Source organism: Tabrizicola sp. T46, assembly GCF_057219895.1.
Genome location: NZ_JBXVVV010000001.1, coordinates 1,211,269 through 1,226,742, shown reverse-complemented (window position 1 = coordinate 1,226,742; position 15,474 = coordinate 1,211,269). Strand labels below are relative to the sequence as shown.

Here is a 15,474-nt window from a genome sequence, read left to right as displayed (position 1 = left end):
CTGTGGTCAGACGAAGAACTGGCCCCCGTTGGCGCTGATGGTCGAACCGGTGATGAAGCCAGCCTCGTCGCTGGCCAGGAAGACCACGATCCGCGCGATTTCCTCGGGCTCGCCCAGGCGGCCAACGGGGATTTGCGGGATGATCCGTTCAGCCAGGACCTTTTCGTCGATGGCCTTCACCATCTCGGTCGCGATGTAGCCCGGGCAGATCGCGTTTACGGTGATCCCTGCCCGCGCGCCTTCCTGCGCCAAGGCCTTGGTAAAGCCAAGGTCGCCCGACTTGGCGGCCGAATAGTTTGCCTGGCCCGCCTGGCCCTTCTGCCCGTTGATCGAGCTGATGTTGATCACGCGGCCGAACTTGCGGTCACGCATGCCTGACCACAGCGGATGGGTCATGTTGAACAGGCCGGTGAGGTTGGTGTCGATCACCTCTTTCCACTGCTGCGGGGTCATCTTGTGGAACATGGCGTCGCGGGTGATCCCGGCGTTGTTGACCAGCACGTCGATCGGTCCGACCTCGGCCTCGACCTTTGCAATTCCGGCGGCGCAGGCGTCATATTCGGCGACCGACCACTTGTAGGTCGGGATGCCGGTCTCCTTGGTGAAGGCCGCCGCCGCCTCGTCGTTGCCGGCATAGTTCGCCGCCACCTTGTAGCCCGCCGCCTTCAGCGCAACCGAAATCGCGGCCCCGATTCCGCGCGACCCGCCAGTCACCAGTGCAACCTTCGCCATCCGTCCACTCCTCCACGTATGCAGTTGTATGCCGTTGAAATCCTGTTACCGAAAAGGCAAAGGGCGCGCAACATTATTGCGCGCCCTTTGCATGCTTTTCCAAGCGGGCCGCTCAGCCGCGTTCCAGGCACATGGCGACACCCATGCCGCCCCCGATGCACAGCGTGGCCAGGCCCTTCTTCGCGTCCCGGCGCCCCATCTCGAACAGAAGCGTGTTCAGGATGCGCGCACCGCTGGCCCCGATCGGGTGGCCGATGGCGATCGCGCCGCCGTTCACGTTCACGATCGACGGATCCCAGCCCATGTCCTTGTTCACAGCACAGGCCTGGGCGGCGAAAGCCTCGTTCGCCTCGACGAGGTCCAGGTCGCCGACCTTCCAACCCGCTTTCGCAAGGGCCTTGCGGCTGGCATGGATCGGGCCGACGCCCATGATCGACGGGTCAAGCCCCGCTGTCGCGTAGGATGCGATCCGCGCCAGCGGGGTCAGCCCCCGGCGCGCGGCTTCCTCGGCGGTCATCAGCACCACCGCTGCCGCACCGTCATTGATCCCCGACGCATTCGCCGCAGTGACCGAGCCCTCCTTGGTGAAGGCGGGCTTCAGCTTCTGCATCGCCTCCATCGTCGCGCCGTGACGGATGTACTCGTCCTGGTCCACCACGGTGTCGCCCTTCCGCGACTTCACGGTGAAGGGCACGATCTCGTCCTTGAACTTCCCGGCCTTCTGCGCGGCTTCGGCCTTGTTCTGGCTGGCCAGCGCGAATTCGTCCTGCATGTCGCGGCTGATCTGCCACTGGTTTGCAACGTTCTCGGCCGTCTGACCCATGTGGTAGCCATTGAAGGCATCCCAGAGACCGTCCTTGATCATCGAGTCGATGAAGTTCAGGTCGCCCATCTTCTGACCCGCGCGCAGATGCGCGACATGAGGGGAAAGCGACATCGATTCCTGCCCGCCCGCGACGACGATCTTCGCATCGCCCAGCTGCACATGCTGTGCGCCCAGCGCCACCGCACGCAGGCCCGAGCCGCAGACCTGGTTCAGCGACCAGGCGCTCGATTCCTTCGGCAGGCCAGCCTTGATATGCGCCTGCCGCGCCGGGTTCTGGCCCTGGCCGGCCGTCAGCACCTGGCCCAGGATGGTTTCCTCGACCTCGGCCTTGTCGATGCCCGCGCGGGCGACGACGGCCTCGATCACTGCAGCGCCAAGGTCATGTGCCGCCGTGTTCGCGAACGAGCCATTGAAGCTTCCGACAGCGGTGCGGCCCGCGGCCACGATTACGACATTGGTCATCTGGATCCTCTCTCGTTGCACCAGCGCATTCGACCGGATGGCGCAAGATGGCCCTTACGCCGAGTCATCCCTGCCCTACGCACATATCGCGACAATCGCAAGAATGTTGGCGCAAACGCTCCGCTCAAACCTGCGGCACGCGCAAGAGGTCACCCGCTGACCTAGTGGCTGGGCACGCGCAATTGACAGTTCTGCGGATTGTCTCCCCGACCGCAGCGGGGGGCTCCGCCTGCACTACCGGCCCTCAGCCCGCGCTTCCCGGCCCGTTCGGGTTCGGTCGCCCGTGCCGGAACGCGCGGAAATCCGGCGTGACGGTCGGAGGGCCGAAGTAATAGCCCTGCATGCAACCCACGCCCGCCGAGCGCAGCCAGTTCGCCTCACCCTCGGTTTCCACGGCCTCGGCCGAGACATACATGCCCAGCTCTGTCGCCAGCGCGATGGCCGCGCGCACCACGGCCTGCCCTTCGGGTGAGGTATCGACATTCCGGACCAGACCGCCATCGATCTTCGCGATCTCGAACCGCAGCTCGGCCAGAAGCCGTAGCGACATCATGCCCGATCCGAAGTCATCCAGCGCAAAGACGATGCCATGGCTGCGCATCTCGTCCATGAAGGGGCGCAGCACATCCGGCACCTGCATGGCCGACGTCTCGTTGATCTCGAGGATCAGGTTCTGCCCCAGCCCCGGCCGGTCGCGCAGCGCCTTGCGCAGGATCATCGCCCAGGGCCGGTATCCCACCGACCGGGCCGACATGTTGATCGATACCCGGATCTGCGGGTTCCGTTGCAGCGCCATCAGGCCCATCTGCAAGGCGGCACAGTCGATCTCGCGCCCGAGTTCGTGCTGTTCGACCGCGGCCATGAAGTCGCGCGCGGGGATCACCATGTCGCGCCGGTTCAGAAGCCGGATGAAGCCTTCGAAGAACCCGATGATCGAGGGATCGGCCGCGTACACCGCCGGCTGGAACGCCAGCCGCATGCGCCGTTCCTTCAGGGCCGAGGCGACCTGGGCAATGGTTTCGCGTTCCTGCGACGACACCGCGACGTCCAGCGCGCTGGCAAGGCCCGGGTCCCGGTCGAACTTCGACACCCTCTGTTCCTTCATGAAGCTCATGCGCGCACCCCGGACCGGACTTCTTTCCTGTCGACAGCCTACGCTGCCAACGGTAAACCCAAACCTAAGATTCCCATTTTGTTCTAATTCTTCGCATCTCGGCAGTCAGGCACGGAAAATGCAAGGAACCCACGGCCAAGACCGGTGTCCCTGGTGCGGGACCGACCCCCTTTACGTCGCCTACCACGACCATGAATGGGGGCGGCCAGAACGTGACCCGAAGCGGCTTTTCGAACTCCTGATCCTTGAAGGCTTCCAGGCCGGCCTTTCGTGGATCACGATCCTCCGCAAGCGTGACGCCTTCCGGTCCGCCTTTGCCGGCTTCGACCCGGACACGCTTGCCTCCTGGGGCGAACCGGACGTCCAGCGCCTGCTCGCCGACCCCGGCATCGTGCGCCATCGCGGCAAGATCGAAGGCACGCTTCGCGGCGCGCGGGCCTACCTTCGGATCGAAGCGGCGCAGGGGTTTTCGCCTTTTCTCTGGTCTTTCGTCGGCGGGCAGCCGATCGTGAACCGCCCTGTCAGCCTTGGGGACGTTCCCGCCCAGACCGCGCAATCGCAGGCCATGTCCAAGGCGCTGAAGGCGGAAGGTTTCAACTTTGTCGGCCCGACAATCACCTACGCCCTCATGCAGGCCGCCGGCATGGTGAACGACCACCTCGCCTCCTGCCCCTTCGGCCCCGACCGGCACCAGGCTGACTGACGCGGCCTCTTGGCGTTTCTCCAGGGAACGCTCATATAAGCCGCAGAGAAACCGGAAGAGGGCGCGCGAATGCTTGGACTTGGCGAAAAACCTCAGGCCGCGACCGACCTGATCAAGGATGCAACCGAAGCCACCTTCATGGCCGACGTGATCGAGGCCAGCCGCGAGGTGCCGGTCATCGTCGATTTCTGGGCCACCTGGTGCGGCCCGTGCAAGACGCTTGGCCCGATGCTCGAGGCTGCGGTGACAGCCGCCAAGGGCAAGGTCCGCATGGTCAAGGTCGATGTCGACCAGAACCAGCGCATCGCCGCGCAATTGCGGATCCAGTCGATCCCCACGGTCTACGCCTTCTACCAGGGTCAGCCGGTCGATGGCTTTCAGGGTGCGGTGCCTGCCTCTGAACTGAAGGCCTTCATCGACCGCGTCTCTGCCCTTGGCGGTGACGGCGGGCTGGCCGATGCGATCCAGGCCGCCGAAGAGATGCTTGCCGAAGGTGCTGCCGTAGATGCCGCCGAGACCTTCGCGGCCATCCTGGGCGAAGAGCCCGAGAATGCCGCCGCCTATGCCGGTCTCGTCCGCGCACACCTCGCGCTTGGCAACCTTGACCAGGCCGAAGGCTTCCTGGCTGCCGCCCCCGGTGCGATCGCGAAGTCGAAAGACCTCGACGCCGCCCGCGCGCAGCTGGAACTCGCCCGGCAGGCCGCCAACGCTGGCCCCGAGGTCGAACTGCGCGCCGCAGTCGAGGCAAACCCGAACGACCATCAGGCCCGCTTCGACCTTGCCGCCGCCCTTCTTGCCGCGGGCAACCCCGCCGAGGCGGTTGACCAGCTCTTGGAACTTTTCCGCCGCGACCGCGAATGGAATGGTGGGGCGGCCAAGACCCAGCTCTTCACGATCTTCGATGCGCTGAAACCGCAGGATCCCATTGTCCTGACCGGTCGGCGCCGCCTGTCGTCGATGATATTTGCCTGAGGCCCTCTCCGGGCTAATTCAATGCCCATGATAAGCGCCGCCGACCTGCCCGACGTCATCCCGGTCTTCCCGCTTCCGGGCGCCCTCATGCTGCCGCGCGCGCGGTTGCCGCTGCATATCTTCGAACCGCGCTACCTGGCGATGATCGAGGATTGCATGAAGACCAAGCATCGCCTGATCGGCATGATCCAGCCCCGTGAAACACCCGCTGCGGGCGGGCGGCCCGCCGAAAAGCGGCTGCAGGCCATCGGCTGTGCCGGACGCCTGACCGGGTTCTCAGAAACCGAAGACGGCCGCTACATGATCACCCTATCCGGTGCCTCGCGCTTTCGGGTCAAGGAAGAGATCCAGGGGTTCACGCCCTACCGGCGATGCGCGGTCGACTGGACGCCCTTCACACGGGACCTTGGCCCCGCCGAGGAAGACAAGGGCTTTCGCCGGGGTGAGTTTCTGGTCCTCCTCGGCCGCTACTTCGCCCAGATGAAGCTTTCCACCGACTGGGACAGTCTGAAAGAGGCCGAACCCGAGCTTCTGATCAACTCGCTTTCCATGCTTTGCCCCTTCACGCCCGAGGACAAGCAGGCGCTTCTGGAAGCCCCCACCCTCGACACCCGGCGTGAAACGCTGGTGACCCTGATCGAGTTTGCCCTGCGCGGCGGGGCGGACGAGGAAATCCTGCAATGACCGATCCCGCCGACCGCCGGATGCTCGAGGCGCTGGTCTGCCCGGTCACGCACGCCATTCTGACCTATGACGCGGAACGGCAGGAACTTGTCTCCAAGGCCGCGCACCTTGCTTTCCCGATCCGCGACGGCATCCCGGTGATGCTGGTCAGCGAAGCGCGGGAAGTGGAATAGGCCGCGCCTCCCCGGCGCTCTGCTCATCAAGCCCTTGCGGGCTTTCCTCGCTTGCCGCACAGTCGCGTCAGACCAGCGAAGAAGGCCCGCAAGGGCCTGATGAGCGGCCCCTCAATGCCACCCCGTAGGTCGGGCTTCAGCCCGACTCTTCCACAGGAAGCCAGCCATGACCGAAGAAGTCGTCAAGGGCCGTGACGTCACTATCCGCTTCGACTCCAGCCGGTGCATCCACTCGCGCACATGCGTCCTTGGTCACCCGGAGGTCTATGTCCCGAACGTAAAGGGTGAATGGATATACCCCGACGCCGCCAGCGCCGAGGTGGTGATGCACACCGCGCTCGCTTGCCCCTCCGGCGCGATCCGGGTTGCACACAATGACGGAAGCGCCACGTCTGACACGCCTCCGGTGGTGAACACGGTCCGGGTCCGCGAAAACGGCCCCCTCGCTTTCGAGGCAGAACTTCAGATCAAGGGCGAGGCGCAGGCCACCCCACGCGCCACGCTCTGCCGCTGCGGCCAATCGAAGAACAAGCCCTTCTGCGACGGCGCCCATTCTGCCGCTGGCTTCACCGCCACCGGCGAACCCGCCGGCAAGGAGTTCGCTGCCCTCGAGGTCCGCAATGGCCCCCTCAACGTCCAGCCCCTGCCGAACGGCTCGCTCATGGTCACCGGGAACCTCGAGATCGTTTCGGGGACGGGTCGCACGACCGACAAGGTCACCAAGGTCTGGCTCTGCCGCTGCGGCCATTCGAAGAACAAGCCCTACTGCGACGGCAGCCACAAGGCCGCCGGTTTCGTGGCGGACTGACCCCGTAGGTCGGGCTTCAGCCCAACGCCCCGCTGTCCGACCGCCGCCACCATTACTGCCGGTCCGACCCCGTCAAGATCCGCCCAGCTTCGGCTTTGGACGACAGTGCCCTCGGGTAAAGAAACCCTTAACGCCCACAGCCAACATATTGAAAGTAAAATGTTTTCCGATTTTGACCACTGTGGTCACGGTTTCAGATCGGCTTTCCTGCCAGCAGCTTCGGCAGCTCTCCCGTCAGCCCCGCCGCCTGCCGGATGAAGCCCCTCCGCAGGCCGGGCATGGCCGAGACGAGGCCCATCCCCAGGTCGCGCCCCAGCCGCAGGACCGGGTTGTCGGTCGAAAAGACCCGGTTCACCGCATCCATTCCCAGGGCCAGGGCCGTCGCATCGAACCGCCGCCAGCGCTGATACTCCTCCAGCGCGCCCGAGTCACCCACCTCCAGCCCTCGCCGCCGCGCAAGGATAAGAACCTCGGCCAGCGCCGCCACGTCGCGCAGGCCAAGGTTCAGCCCCTGACCGGCAATCGGATGCACCCCATGCGCCGCATCTCCCACCAGTGCGACCCGGGGTGCGACAAACCTCTCGGCCAGCGACAGCGACAGGGGGTAGGTGAACCGCGCGCCAGCCAGCGCGATCTCGCCCAGGAAATCGCCGAACCGGGGCCGGAGCACCTCAAGATAATCGGCATCCGGCAGCGCCTGGATCGCCTCGGCCACCTCGGTCCGCTCGCTCCAGACGATGCTGGAATGATGCCCGCCTTTCAGGGGCAGGATCGCCAGAGGGCCCGAGGGCATGAAGAACTGCTGCGCCACCCCGCCGTGGTCCCGCTCATGCCGGACCGCCGTGACCAGCGCGGTCTGATCGTAGCCCCAGCCGACGCGCCTGATCCCCGCCCGCGTCGCCACGCCCGATCCCCGCCCGTCGCAGCCGACCAGAAGCCCCGCCGTCAGTCTCTTCCCCGAGCCAAGGGTCACCGTCACCCCCGACCCGGCAACCTCCTGCCCCACCACCGTCTCGCCCGAGATCAGCGTGACCCCCGGCGCGGCCTGCATCGCGTCAAGGAAGGCCGCATAGAGGAAGCGGTCCTCCAGCATGTGGCCCATCGGGCCTTCCTCGATCTCCGCCGCGTCGAAATGCAGGAAGAAGGGTGCTGCCCCTTCGCCGGCGCGCCCGTCGCTCGCCTTGATCTCAAGGATCGGCTGGGCCTTGTCCCGCACCGCGCCCCAGACCCCGATCGCCGTCAGAAGCCGGACCGAGGCCACCGCCAGCGCATAGGCCCGCCCATCGAACCCGGCCTCGGCCCGGGCGGGGGCTGGCCGGGCATCCACGACCGTTACCCGGAACCCGCCCTGCGCCAGGGCCAGCGCCAGGGCCGGGCCGTTCAGGCCCCCACCCGCGATAAGAACATCGGCATCCCAAGTCATGTGCCCACAGATACCCCTCCCGTCCGGATTGTCCATGCGTCTGCAAGCCGCTACCCTTCCCGCAAATGGAGAGACGCAGATGACCGGCACCTGGGGACACATGACCGCCTGCGAGTTGGGGCGCGAGATCGAGAAGGGCCGCATCCACCCGGTCGAACTGACCGAGGCCTTCCTCGACACCATCGAATCCCATCCCCTTGCCCCACGTATCTACGCCCGGGCCACCCCCGCCCGCGCGCGGGGAGAGGCGATGGCCGCAGCTGCGCGCGCCAAGGCCGGCCTTCGCCGGGGCCTTCTGGACGGCGTGCCGATCAGCTGGAAGGACCTGTTCGACACCGCAGGCATCGCGACCGAAGCCGGGTCGGCCCTTCTGAAGCACCGCACCCCTGCCAGGGATGCGGCGGTGCTTGAGGTCGCGACCCTGGAAGGCCTGGTCTGCCTGGGGAAGACCCATATGTCCGAGCTTGCCTTTTCCGGCCTTGGCCTGAACCCGGTGACCGCGACCCCGCCCTGCCTGAATGACGAGCGTGCGGTGGCGGGGGGCTCGTCATCCGGGGCGGCGGCGTCGATTGCCTTCGGCCTTGCCCCCGCCGCCATCGGGTCCGATACCTTTGGATCGGTGCGGATTCCGTCGGCCTGGAATGACCTTGTCGGGCTCAAGACCACGGCGGGAAGCCTTCCGCTGGCAGGGACCGTTCCCCTGTGCGAGAAGTTTGACACCATCGGCCCCCTCGCCCATTCGGTCGAGGATTGCGCCCATCTTCATGCCGCACTGTCCGGCAGCCGTCCGGTTGACCTGACCGGCGCGAGCCTTGCAGGCCTTCGCCTTGCGATTCTGGAAACCGTCGCGCTGGACGATCTGCGGGAGCGGCCGGCGCAGGGGTTCGAGGATGCCGTTGCCCGGCTGGGCCGTGCCGGTGCCCGGATCGAAAGGTTAACGGCCTCCGAAGTGACCGAGGCCCTCGGCCTTGCCGCGATCCTGTCGGCCGCCGAAGCCTATGGGATCTGGCGCGAGACGATCGAAGCCGCGCCCGAAAAGATGTTTCCCCGCATTCTGGACCGCTTCCGGTCGGGCGCGCAGTTTTCGGCTACCGAATACGTGGCCGCCTGGCGCAAGCTGACCACACTCCGGGCCATCTGGGCGGATCGGGTGGCAGAGTTCGATGCGGTTCTCTTGCCGACCGCGCCCATCCTGCCGCCCGATGCGAACCGGCTTATGACGGATGACGCCTACTACGTCACCGAGAACCTGCTGGCGCTAAGAAACACCCGGATCGGCAGCCTGATGGGTGTCTGCGCCCTGACCCTGCCAACCTCTCAACCTTCTTGCGGGATCAGCCTGATGGCTGGCGCCGGCGACGAGGGGCGGCTTCTGCGGCTTGGCGCGGCTGCGGAGATTGCGCTGCGCTAGGCTGCCACCGGCCAAAGCCGAAACCCGCATAATCGCGCGCATAGGCCACCGCCGCGGCCGCTTCCACCTCGTCGTCATGGATGGCGGCCAGACCCACTGGCACTGGCTCCTCTGCTGGCGGCGCTGCGGGTGACGCACCCACCTCGGCTTCCAGATAGGCGAGGGCCTGCGGCAGCCGATCCTCCCGGATGATCAGGTCAAGCGGATGGAACCCGGCAAAGCCCTGGACGATCGCCGTCTGGCTGGCCCAGTTGGGGTCGACATTCTGTCCGGCCTGGCCCGCCACGGCCAGTTGGGCATAGCGAAGGAAGACCAGGAAGGCCGCCCGTTCCGCCTTGGCATCGGGAAACTGTTGTCCCGCCTCTGGCAGGTTCGCGCGATAGTCCCGGATCAGGACACGCCGGTGCTCCGCCTGCCTGCCCGAGACGATCTGTCCGTGAAACGCCACATAGGCCCGCACAAGCGGATGCCGGATCACGGTAAAGGCGCGATGGCCGGGGTTCTCCAGTTTCCAAATCCGGAGGGTCTTGCGTTCGAACCCCTCTATCTGCCCTCCATGACCATCAAGCCAGTTTCGGACCGCAGCATCCGGGCCAGAGCGAACGGGAAAGAAGAGAAGCGGGGCCGTGCGGGCAGCGACCACATTCGGGATCGCCGCGGACCGGCGGGGCTCGAACACCGGCGAACGGGAAAGACCAAAAAGATCGGCACGCGCCAGCGCGGGGGCCAGATCTTCGGGGTTTTCAAGCTTGGCTTCCACAGGCCCCGGGTTCTGCTTTTTCAGCGTGTCGTCGACGGCCTTCAACCGGCCGGGCACCCCAAGGAAAGCAGCAAGCCCGTTCAGGACATCGACCGAGGCGATATCGTCGTAATCCAAAAAGAACGCGGTCTGCCCGCTGACCTGCAGGGCGCTGAGAACCCGGTGGCGAAAATCCTGCGCCTGCGCCAGGTATTCCTGGAACTCGGCCTCGTCGAACCTTGCCCTGGCCGTACGAAGCCGCTTGGCGTCGGTCAGTTCCCACTGGTTGGTGGCGCGGGCGATCTTCCAGCTGACAAAGCTGTCCAGCGGATTGCGGCTGAGGACGATCTTCGCGCAGGACCGGTCCTTCATCACCAGCTCATGCACGCGTGCGTCATGGTCATGGAACAGGCGAAACCCCGCAAGCCCCTCGGTCGACGCCTTTATTCGGCGGAGCATGCGCTTCGGGTTCGCATCCCGTGCGGCAAGGTCGATCCCGAACAGCTCGGTCACGTTCTTCTTGCCGATGAACCCCGGATTGAACACTTCGCCATAACCGGTGACACCAGGAAGCGCGTTGAGGTTCGCCTCAAGAAAGTTCGACCCGGTCCGCATGCCGGCAAGGATCACGAAGCTGTCGAAGGGGCCCGCTGTCATGCCGTCACTTCACAAGCTTTGGCCGGACGAACGTCTCGTCGTTTGCGGCAAGGTCGAAATCCTTGGGGAAATCCCCCATCAGCACCGGCTGCATCCCCTGGTTCCGCAGCTCTTGCAGGAAGGCGCCGAAACCGATCATCGGCACCGGTTTCGGCAATTCGGTCGTCGGGTGCCGCCCGTGGGGGTCGAGGTCGCTCATCAGCGACAACAAGGGCTCGGCCGGGTTCTCGACGAATTCGGCAAGTGTCCAGCGATGCACGCGGGCCTTCGTTTCGGGCAGGTCCAGGAGGGCGAGAAGGTCAGCTTCGATCTTCTGCAACCGCGCCGCTTCGGGGCGGATTTCGGCAACCGGGCGACCTGACCGCCAAAGGCGCACGGCAAATGCCCCCGAGACGATGAAGATCCTTGCCTGCGGGTCATTGGCCATGAACTCGGCCACGTCCTGAACATCTCCCGGACCGAACATGAAGCACTGGGTCTCGCCCCGGGTGTTCCAGATCAGGTTGGTCAGAAAGCTGCGCGGATCATAGTCCCTGAGGGAAGCGCTGTCGGAAAGACCGCCCTTGAAGACCGCTTCACCCCCGGCAAACTGCACCCGGTCCGGTGCGAAGATGTGGCCATGCACGCGCGCATCGATCGCGCGGGCCAGCCAGGACGGGAAGTCCTCGAAAAGATCGGCAAGGCCTTCGATCACGCCATAGGGCGCGGCCGATTGCGTGCCGCCGCGATGCCTGGTCGGAAACCGGCTTTGCATGTAAAGCCCAGGGCGTCCCTTGACCCGCCGCTCGGTCGCCTTGGCGAATAGCCGGTCGATCTTGCCGGGGTTCGGCGTCGGCAGAACGGGTGGCTGGTCGGACAGGAAGGTGCGGTACAGAAGGTCAGCCTCGGGCCAGATCTTCCGTGCGACGAACGCTTCGGACTGGCGCAGGAGGTGCAGGTGATCATCGTAGAAAAGGTGCGGGCGGCCCTGGAAGTCGAACTTCGAAAGGGTCAGAGACCGGCTTTCGACCCTGGTTGAAACCTGCCGGATCAAGGTCTGGAAGTAGCTTTCGTCAGGGATCCAGACCCGGCGGAAATACCGGTCGTGCACCTGCCGGTCAGGGTGGGACAGAATCTGCTCCAGCGAGCGGCGCGTCAGGCACCACCATTGGCTGCCAAGATGAGGCACAATTCCCTTCGGTATCCGGCGCTCGAACCCGACCTTGCGCTGGAGGCGGACATATCCGTCAAAAAGCGCCCGCTGACGCTTCCACGAGAAGGGAAAGCGCAGGGTGAAGCGTTCCTTGTTCAGGCCGCCCACCGTCCAGCCGACATCGGCGGTGGTGACACTTTCAATGAAATCGGTGTCGGGATGGGCCGCGAGGAATTCCTGCAAGTGCTTGACCGGCCGGATGGGCACGCAAGAGCCGGAGGCAAGGTAGACGTGCCGGACCTCGGGAAACTCGGCGAGCATCAGGCTCGCGGCGTTGATGGTGGCCTGGACAAGGCTGAAGGTGCCCCATTCGCAGGCGACGCGGGCCGAGAACCGGACCGTCGGCAGATCCGCGAGGGCGGCGGCAAGCCCTACGCGGTCCACTTCCGCCACGCGCCGGTCCAGGTGGATGACCACGGGGCAGCCGGCCGCAGACCAGTGCCGCACGACCTGTGCCGCCCGGTCCAGCGCCGTGTGGCACAGAAGGACCACCCCCAGCTTCACGTCCAGTTTCCCTTCGACATCAGCCCCAGGATCTCCAGCTGGCGCCAGTTGATGTACTTTTCGCTCCAATTGCACCACAGATCGCGTTCCTTCGCGATGCCCTCGCGGTAGGCCCGGTATTCGTGGCTTTCGGCATAGTGCTGGCCGCGCTTCAGCTCTTCCTCGGCCTTCAGCGCGAAGGTGTCGAGGAACTTGGCGTGCAGCAGGCAGCCCGACGGCTTCTCGCCCCCCGCCGCATCGTAGACAAGGTTCAGCCCGCGCGGCAGAAGCATGTGGGTCGAACTGACATAGGCATAGGACGGGTGCCACTTCACCAGCGGAATCTTGTTCATCGCCGGGGCCTTCCGCGGCTGATCGCCGAAAAACAGCCGGGCCCGCGGTCCGCCCTGGATCCACAGGTTCTGGTAGGGCCAGTTGCGCCGGATCGTGTAGTTGCCGCTGTCGAAGTACTGGGCGATCTCGAACGGGTTCTGCCCCTCGTGGTAGGGCTGCCCGTGCATGGGTCCCTTGGGATACATGTCCAGCATCATCGCGCCGAAACTGCGCACCCCGCCGTTGTCCAGCCAGTCCGTCAGCGCGCGAAGGGGGCGGGTTTCACAGAAGGGAAAGATCAGGAACTCGTCCACATCGACCGTCAGGCACCATTTGCCGGACCCGTGCCGACGCAAGAGATGCATCAGCCAATCCATCCCGTAGCGGGCCTGCCTGTAGCCTGCGCTTGTCGTCCACAACGACACGTCCGTTTGCGCGGCAAGATACCCGTGGCTGCCGTCCTCGGAGCCGTTGTCGACGATCAGGAAGTGGTCCACCCCGAGCTTGCGGTAATAGTCGAGAAAGTAGGGCAGTCGCACCCGTTCATTGCGGACCGTGGCAAAGAGCAGGACCGGGTTCGGTCGGAGACCCCCGATCCGGAACGCCACGCGTTCAAGCTGTCCCTGTTTCCGGTAAGCGCGCAGCAGCAGCCGTTTGCGGTGCAGCATCAGCCGCGACATATGGATCAGGCGCATGATGGATCGCCGCTCATGCCCATCCGCCACGTGACATCAGACCCAGCGCCTCAAGCTGCCGCCACCCTGTGTAGCGGATGGATGCAGACGAATACAGGACCGGGTCTGCCGTCAACCGGTCATAGTAGCTGGCATACTGCTCACCGTCGGCAAAGTGTTCGCCCCGCGCTTTCTCTTCCCGGGAACGGTCGACGATGCCGGGCAGAAACTTCGTATGAAGAAGGGCACCCGAGGTCAGCATCCCCCCATCAGTCGCGTAGACGCGGTTCAGCCGGGGCGGGAGAAGCGCGTGGGTCGAGTTTGCATAGGCATAGCGCCAGTGCCACCGGACCAGAGGAATCTTGTTCAGGGTTGGTGCCTTCCGGGGGGTTCCGGAAAAGAATGCACGGGCCCGCGCGCCACCCTGGATCCAGAGGTTCTGCATCTTCGGCTGGACCCTGACCTGATAGTTCCCGGCATCGAACCAGCACAGAAGGCCAAGCGGGTCGTCTCCGGGACGATAGGTTCCCTGGGACACCGCACCTTCCGGATAAAGGTCGATCGTAAGGGCACCCATCGCCTCCTGGCCCTGACGCTCCAGCCAGTCGGTCAGCGCGGGCAGCGGCCGGGTCTGCCAGTGCGGATAGATCAGGATCTCGTCGGCATCCAGTGTCAGGCACCAGTGGCCGTGGCCGTGGCGCAGCATCAGCCAGACGAGCCAGTCCATCCCGAAGCGCGATGCCTTGTAACTTGCCCGCGTGTGCCAGAGCGAGACATCCGTCTGGCCTGCCAGGAACTCACCGCTTCCATCCGTGCTGTCGTTGTCTACGATCATGAACTGCCGGATGCCCAGCCTGCGATGGTGCTCAAGGACAAAGGGCAGACGCGCCGCCTCGTTGCGTATCGTCATCAGGCACAGGATGTCGCCGGATCGAATCCGGCTTGTACGGTCGTTGACGACGGCCAGCTCATGCCTGCGTCGGATCGCCCGCCAAAGCAGTTTGCGGCGGCGCATCCGTTGCCGGTAGGCCATGATCAGCCCTGACATGCTCCGGGCGGGCAGGTCCGGCAAGGTTCCGACCGGGTAAGCATGCGGCAGGGGACTCAAGTGTTACTGCGCGGCCTTCTGCATGGCGAAAAGTGCGTGCAGGAACGCTTCGAACTCGCCACCCAGATCGGGCCGCGACAGCCCGAAGGCCACGGTTGCCTGCAGGAAGCCGATCTTCGAGCCACAGTCATACCGCTGGCCACGGAACCGCAGGGCATGCACGCCTTCCTTGCCATCGACTTCTTCCGCGATGGCATCGGTCAACTGGATCTCACCGCCGGCGCCCTGCTTCATCCGGTTCAGGTTGGTCAGCACCTTCGGCGTCAGGATATAGCGCCCGATGACAGCAAGGTTCGACGGCGCATCCTGCGGCGCGGGCTTCTCCACGAGGCCCGAGGCACGCACAAGCGCGCCGCGGTCTTCGGCGATGTCGACGATGCCGTAGCTGCCGGTCTTCTGCGGCGCCACTTCCATCGCGGCGACCATGCAGCCACCGGTTTCCTCGTAGGCTTCGACCATCTGCTGCAGGCAGGGCCGTTCGGCCGCGATCACGTCGTCCGGCAGAAGGACGGCAAAAGGTTCGTTCCCGATCAGCCGACGCGCGCACCAGACTGCATGACCAAGCCCCATCGGGCGGTTCTGCCGGACATAGGCGATGGCGCCTGAATCCATGTTGGTGTCCTTCAGGACCTCCAGCAGATCAGTCTTGCCCTTCTTGCGCAGTTCGCTTTCCAGTTCGGGCGCCTGGTCGAAGTAATCCTCCAGCGCAGACTTGCCGCGGCTGGTGACGAAGATGAATTCCCTGATTCCGGCGGCCCGCGCCTCATCGATCGCATACTGGATCAAGGGGCGGTCGACCAAAGTCAGGATCTCTTTAGGGATTGATTTCGTTGCCGGAAGAAAGCGCGTGCCAAGCCCTGCCACGGGAAAGACGGCCTTGGTAATCTTCTTCTTGCGCATTGCTCGGTCCACTTCTGACATCGAAACCACTTCCTTGGCACGATGTCCTTCGCAGCAAATTCTGGCCATATCCGGGCACG

15 protein-coding genes are annotated in these 15,474 nt (G+C 65.1%); 6 read left to right on the top strand and 9 right to left on the bottom strand.

Going from position 1 to position 15,474, the window contains the following annotated elements; all coding sequences use genetic code 11:
- Window positions 1-6: 6 nt before the first annotated feature.
- The 3 genes from phbB to AC2D9V_RS06035 all read right to left on the bottom strand — a co-directional run bounded on the left by phbB (window position 7) and on the right by AC2D9V_RS06035 (window position 3,134).
- Window positions 7-732, bottom strand: a complete 726-nt coding sequence (gene phbB / locus AC2D9V_RS06045) for an acetoacetyl-CoA reductase (protein ID WP_484713123.1) — start codon at window positions 730-732, stop codon at window positions 7-9.
- A gap of 112 nt (window positions 733-844) precedes the next feature.
- The gene (locus AC2D9V_RS06040; protein WP_484713122.1) at window positions 845-2,020 is read right to left on the bottom strand and encodes an acetyl-CoA C-acetyltransferase; all 1,176 of its coding nucleotides are present in this window, start codon (window positions 2,018-2,020) and stop codon (window positions 845-847) included.
- 244 nt (window positions 2,021-2,264) lie between these two features.
- Complete coding sequence (locus AC2D9V_RS06035; RefSeq protein ID WP_484713121.1) at window positions 2,265-3,134, bottom strand: EAL domain-containing protein; 870 nt, start codon at window positions 3,132-3,134, stop codon at window positions 2,265-2,267.
- 118 nt (window positions 3,135-3,252) lie between these two features.
- Here AC2D9V_RS06035 and AC2D9V_RS06030 point away from each other — a divergent pair, with 118 nt between their 5' ends.
- The 5 genes from AC2D9V_RS06030 to AC2D9V_RS06010 all read left to right on the top strand — a co-directional run bounded on the left by AC2D9V_RS06030 (window position 3,253) and on the right by AC2D9V_RS06010 (window position 6,474).
- Window positions 3,253-3,837, top strand: a complete 585-nt coding sequence (locus AC2D9V_RS06030; RefSeq protein ID WP_484713120.1) for a DNA-3-methyladenine glycosylase I — start codon at window positions 3,253-3,255, stop codon at window positions 3,835-3,837.
- Window positions 3,838-3,906: 69 nt separating this feature from the next.
- A complete protein-coding gene (gene trxA, locus AC2D9V_RS06025) occupies window positions 3,907-4,809 on the top strand; it encodes a thioredoxin (RefSeq protein WP_484713119.1) in 903 nt (300 codons plus the stop codon).
- 27 nt (window positions 4,810-4,836) lie between these two features.
- Complete coding sequence (locus tag AC2D9V_RS06020; protein ID WP_484713118.1) at window positions 4,837-5,493, top strand: LON peptidase substrate-binding domain-containing protein; 657 nt, start codon at window positions 4,837-4,839, stop codon at window positions 5,491-5,493.
- Window positions 5,490-5,666 (top strand): Trm112 family protein, encoded by a 177-nt coding sequence (locus AC2D9V_RS06015; protein ID WP_484713117.1) that lies wholly within the window; start codon window positions 5,490-5,492, stop codon window positions 5,664-5,666. Before AC2D9V_RS06020 ends, AC2D9V_RS06015 begins: the two co-directional genes overlap by 4 nt.
- Before the next feature lie 166 nt (window positions 5,667-5,832).
- Window positions 5,833-6,474, top strand: coding sequence for a CDGSH iron-sulfur domain-containing protein (locus AC2D9V_RS06010; RefSeq protein ID WP_484713116.1), 642 nt, complete (start codon window positions 5,833-5,835; stop codon window positions 6,472-6,474).
- Between the two features lie 193 nt (window positions 6,475-6,667).
- On the opposite strand, the gene AC2D9V_RS06005 is transcribed toward AC2D9V_RS06010, so the two are convergent.
- Window positions 6,668-7,897, bottom strand: coding sequence for an FAD-dependent monooxygenase (locus AC2D9V_RS06005; RefSeq protein ID WP_484713115.1), 1,230 nt, complete (start codon window positions 7,895-7,897; stop codon window positions 6,668-6,670).
- A gap of 79 nt (window positions 7,898-7,976) precedes the next feature.
- Between AC2D9V_RS06005 and AC2D9V_RS06000 the strand changes: the two genes are divergently transcribed.
- A complete protein-coding gene (locus AC2D9V_RS06000) occupies window positions 7,977-9,308 on the top strand; it encodes an amidase (protein ID WP_484713114.1) in 1,332 nt (443 codons plus the stop codon).
- Here AC2D9V_RS06000 and AC2D9V_RS05995 read toward each other — a convergent pair.
- From AC2D9V_RS05995 to galU, 5 genes are all read right to left on the bottom strand, one after another.
- Window positions 9,232-10,704: a nodulation protein NodH gene (locus AC2D9V_RS05995; protein ID WP_484713113.1), complete on the bottom strand. Its 1,473-nt coding sequence runs from the start codon at window positions 10,702-10,704 to the stop codon at window positions 9,232-9,234. The two genes, AC2D9V_RS06000 and AC2D9V_RS05995, sit on opposite strands and share 77 nt — an antisense overlap.
- A gap of 4 nt (window positions 10,705-10,708) precedes the next feature.
- Entirely contained in the window at window positions 10,709-12,400 is a 1,692-nt protein-coding gene (locus AC2D9V_RS05990) for a DUF5927 domain-containing protein (RefSeq protein ID WP_484713112.1), read from the bottom strand.
- Complete coding sequence (locus AC2D9V_RS05985; RefSeq protein ID WP_484713111.1) at window positions 12,397-13,407, bottom strand: glycosyltransferase family 2 protein; 1,011 nt, start codon at window positions 13,405-13,407, stop codon at window positions 12,397-12,399. Before AC2D9V_RS05985 ends, AC2D9V_RS05990 begins: the two co-directional genes overlap by 4 nt.
- A gap of 13 nt (window positions 13,408-13,420) precedes the next feature.
- Window positions 13,421-14,434: a glycosyltransferase family 2 protein gene (locus AC2D9V_RS05980; RefSeq protein WP_484713110.1), complete on the bottom strand. Its 1,014-nt coding sequence runs from the start codon at window positions 14,432-14,434 to the stop codon at window positions 13,421-13,423.
- Between the two features lie 63 nt (window positions 14,435-14,497).
- Window positions 14,498-15,394, bottom strand: coding sequence for a UTP--glucose-1-phosphate uridylyltransferase GalU (galU, locus tag AC2D9V_RS05975; RefSeq protein WP_484713109.1), 897 nt, complete (start codon window positions 15,392-15,394; stop codon window positions 14,498-14,500).
- Window positions 15,395-15,474: the final 80 nt, after the last annotated feature.

Bases quoted from the DNA above. Each gene is read 5' to 3' on its own strand.
- phbB (WP_484713123.1), bottom strand. From the start codon at position 732: ATGGCGAAGGTTGCACTGGTGACTGGCGGGTCGCGCGGAATCGGGGCC.
- AC2D9V_RS06040 (WP_484713122.1), bottom strand. From the start codon at position 2,020: ATGACCAATGTCGTAATCGTGGCCGCGGGCCGCACCGCTGTCGGAAGC.
- AC2D9V_RS06035 (WP_484713121.1), bottom strand. From the start codon at position 3,134: ATGAGCTTCATGAAGGAACAGAGGGTGTCGAAGTTCGACCGGGACCCG.
- AC2D9V_RS06030 (WP_484713120.1), top strand. From the start codon at position 3,253: ATGCAAGGAACCCACGGCCAAGACCGGTGTCCCTGGTGCGGGACCGAC.
- trxA (WP_484713119.1), top strand. From the start codon at position 3,907: ATGCTTGGACTTGGCGAAAAACCTCAGGCCGCGACCGACCTGATCAAG.
- AC2D9V_RS06020 (WP_484713118.1), top strand. From the start codon at position 4,837: ATGATAAGCGCCGCCGACCTGCCCGACGTCATCCCGGTCTTCCCGCTT.
- AC2D9V_RS06015 (WP_484713117.1), top strand. From the start codon at position 5,490: ATGACCGATCCCGCCGACCGCCGGATGCTCGAGGCGCTGGTCTGCCCG.
- AC2D9V_RS06010 (WP_484713116.1), top strand. From the start codon at position 5,833: ATGACCGAAGAAGTCGTCAAGGGCCGTGACGTCACTATCCGCTTCGAC.
- AC2D9V_RS06005 (WP_484713115.1), bottom strand. From the start codon at position 7,897: ATGACTTGGGATGCCGATGTTCTTATCGCGGGTGGGGGCCTGAACGGC.
- AC2D9V_RS06000 (WP_484713114.1), top strand. From the start codon at position 7,977: ATGACCGGCACCTGGGGACACATGACCGCCTGCGAGTTGGGGCGCGAG.
- AC2D9V_RS05995 (WP_484713113.1), bottom strand. From the start codon at position 10,704: ATGACAGCGGGCCCCTTCGACAGCTTCGTGATCCTTGCCGGCATGCGG.
- AC2D9V_RS05985 (WP_484713111.1), bottom strand. From the start codon at position 13,407: ATGCGCCTGATCCATATGTCGCGGCTGATGCTGCACCGCAAACGGCTG.
- AC2D9V_RS05980 (WP_484713110.1), bottom strand. From the start codon at position 14,434: ATGTCAGGGCTGATCATGGCCTACCGGCAACGGATGCGCCGCCGCAAA.
- galU (WP_484713109.1), bottom strand. From the start codon at position 15,394: ATGCGCAAGAAGAAGATTACCAAGGCCGTCTTTCCCGTGGCAGGGCTT.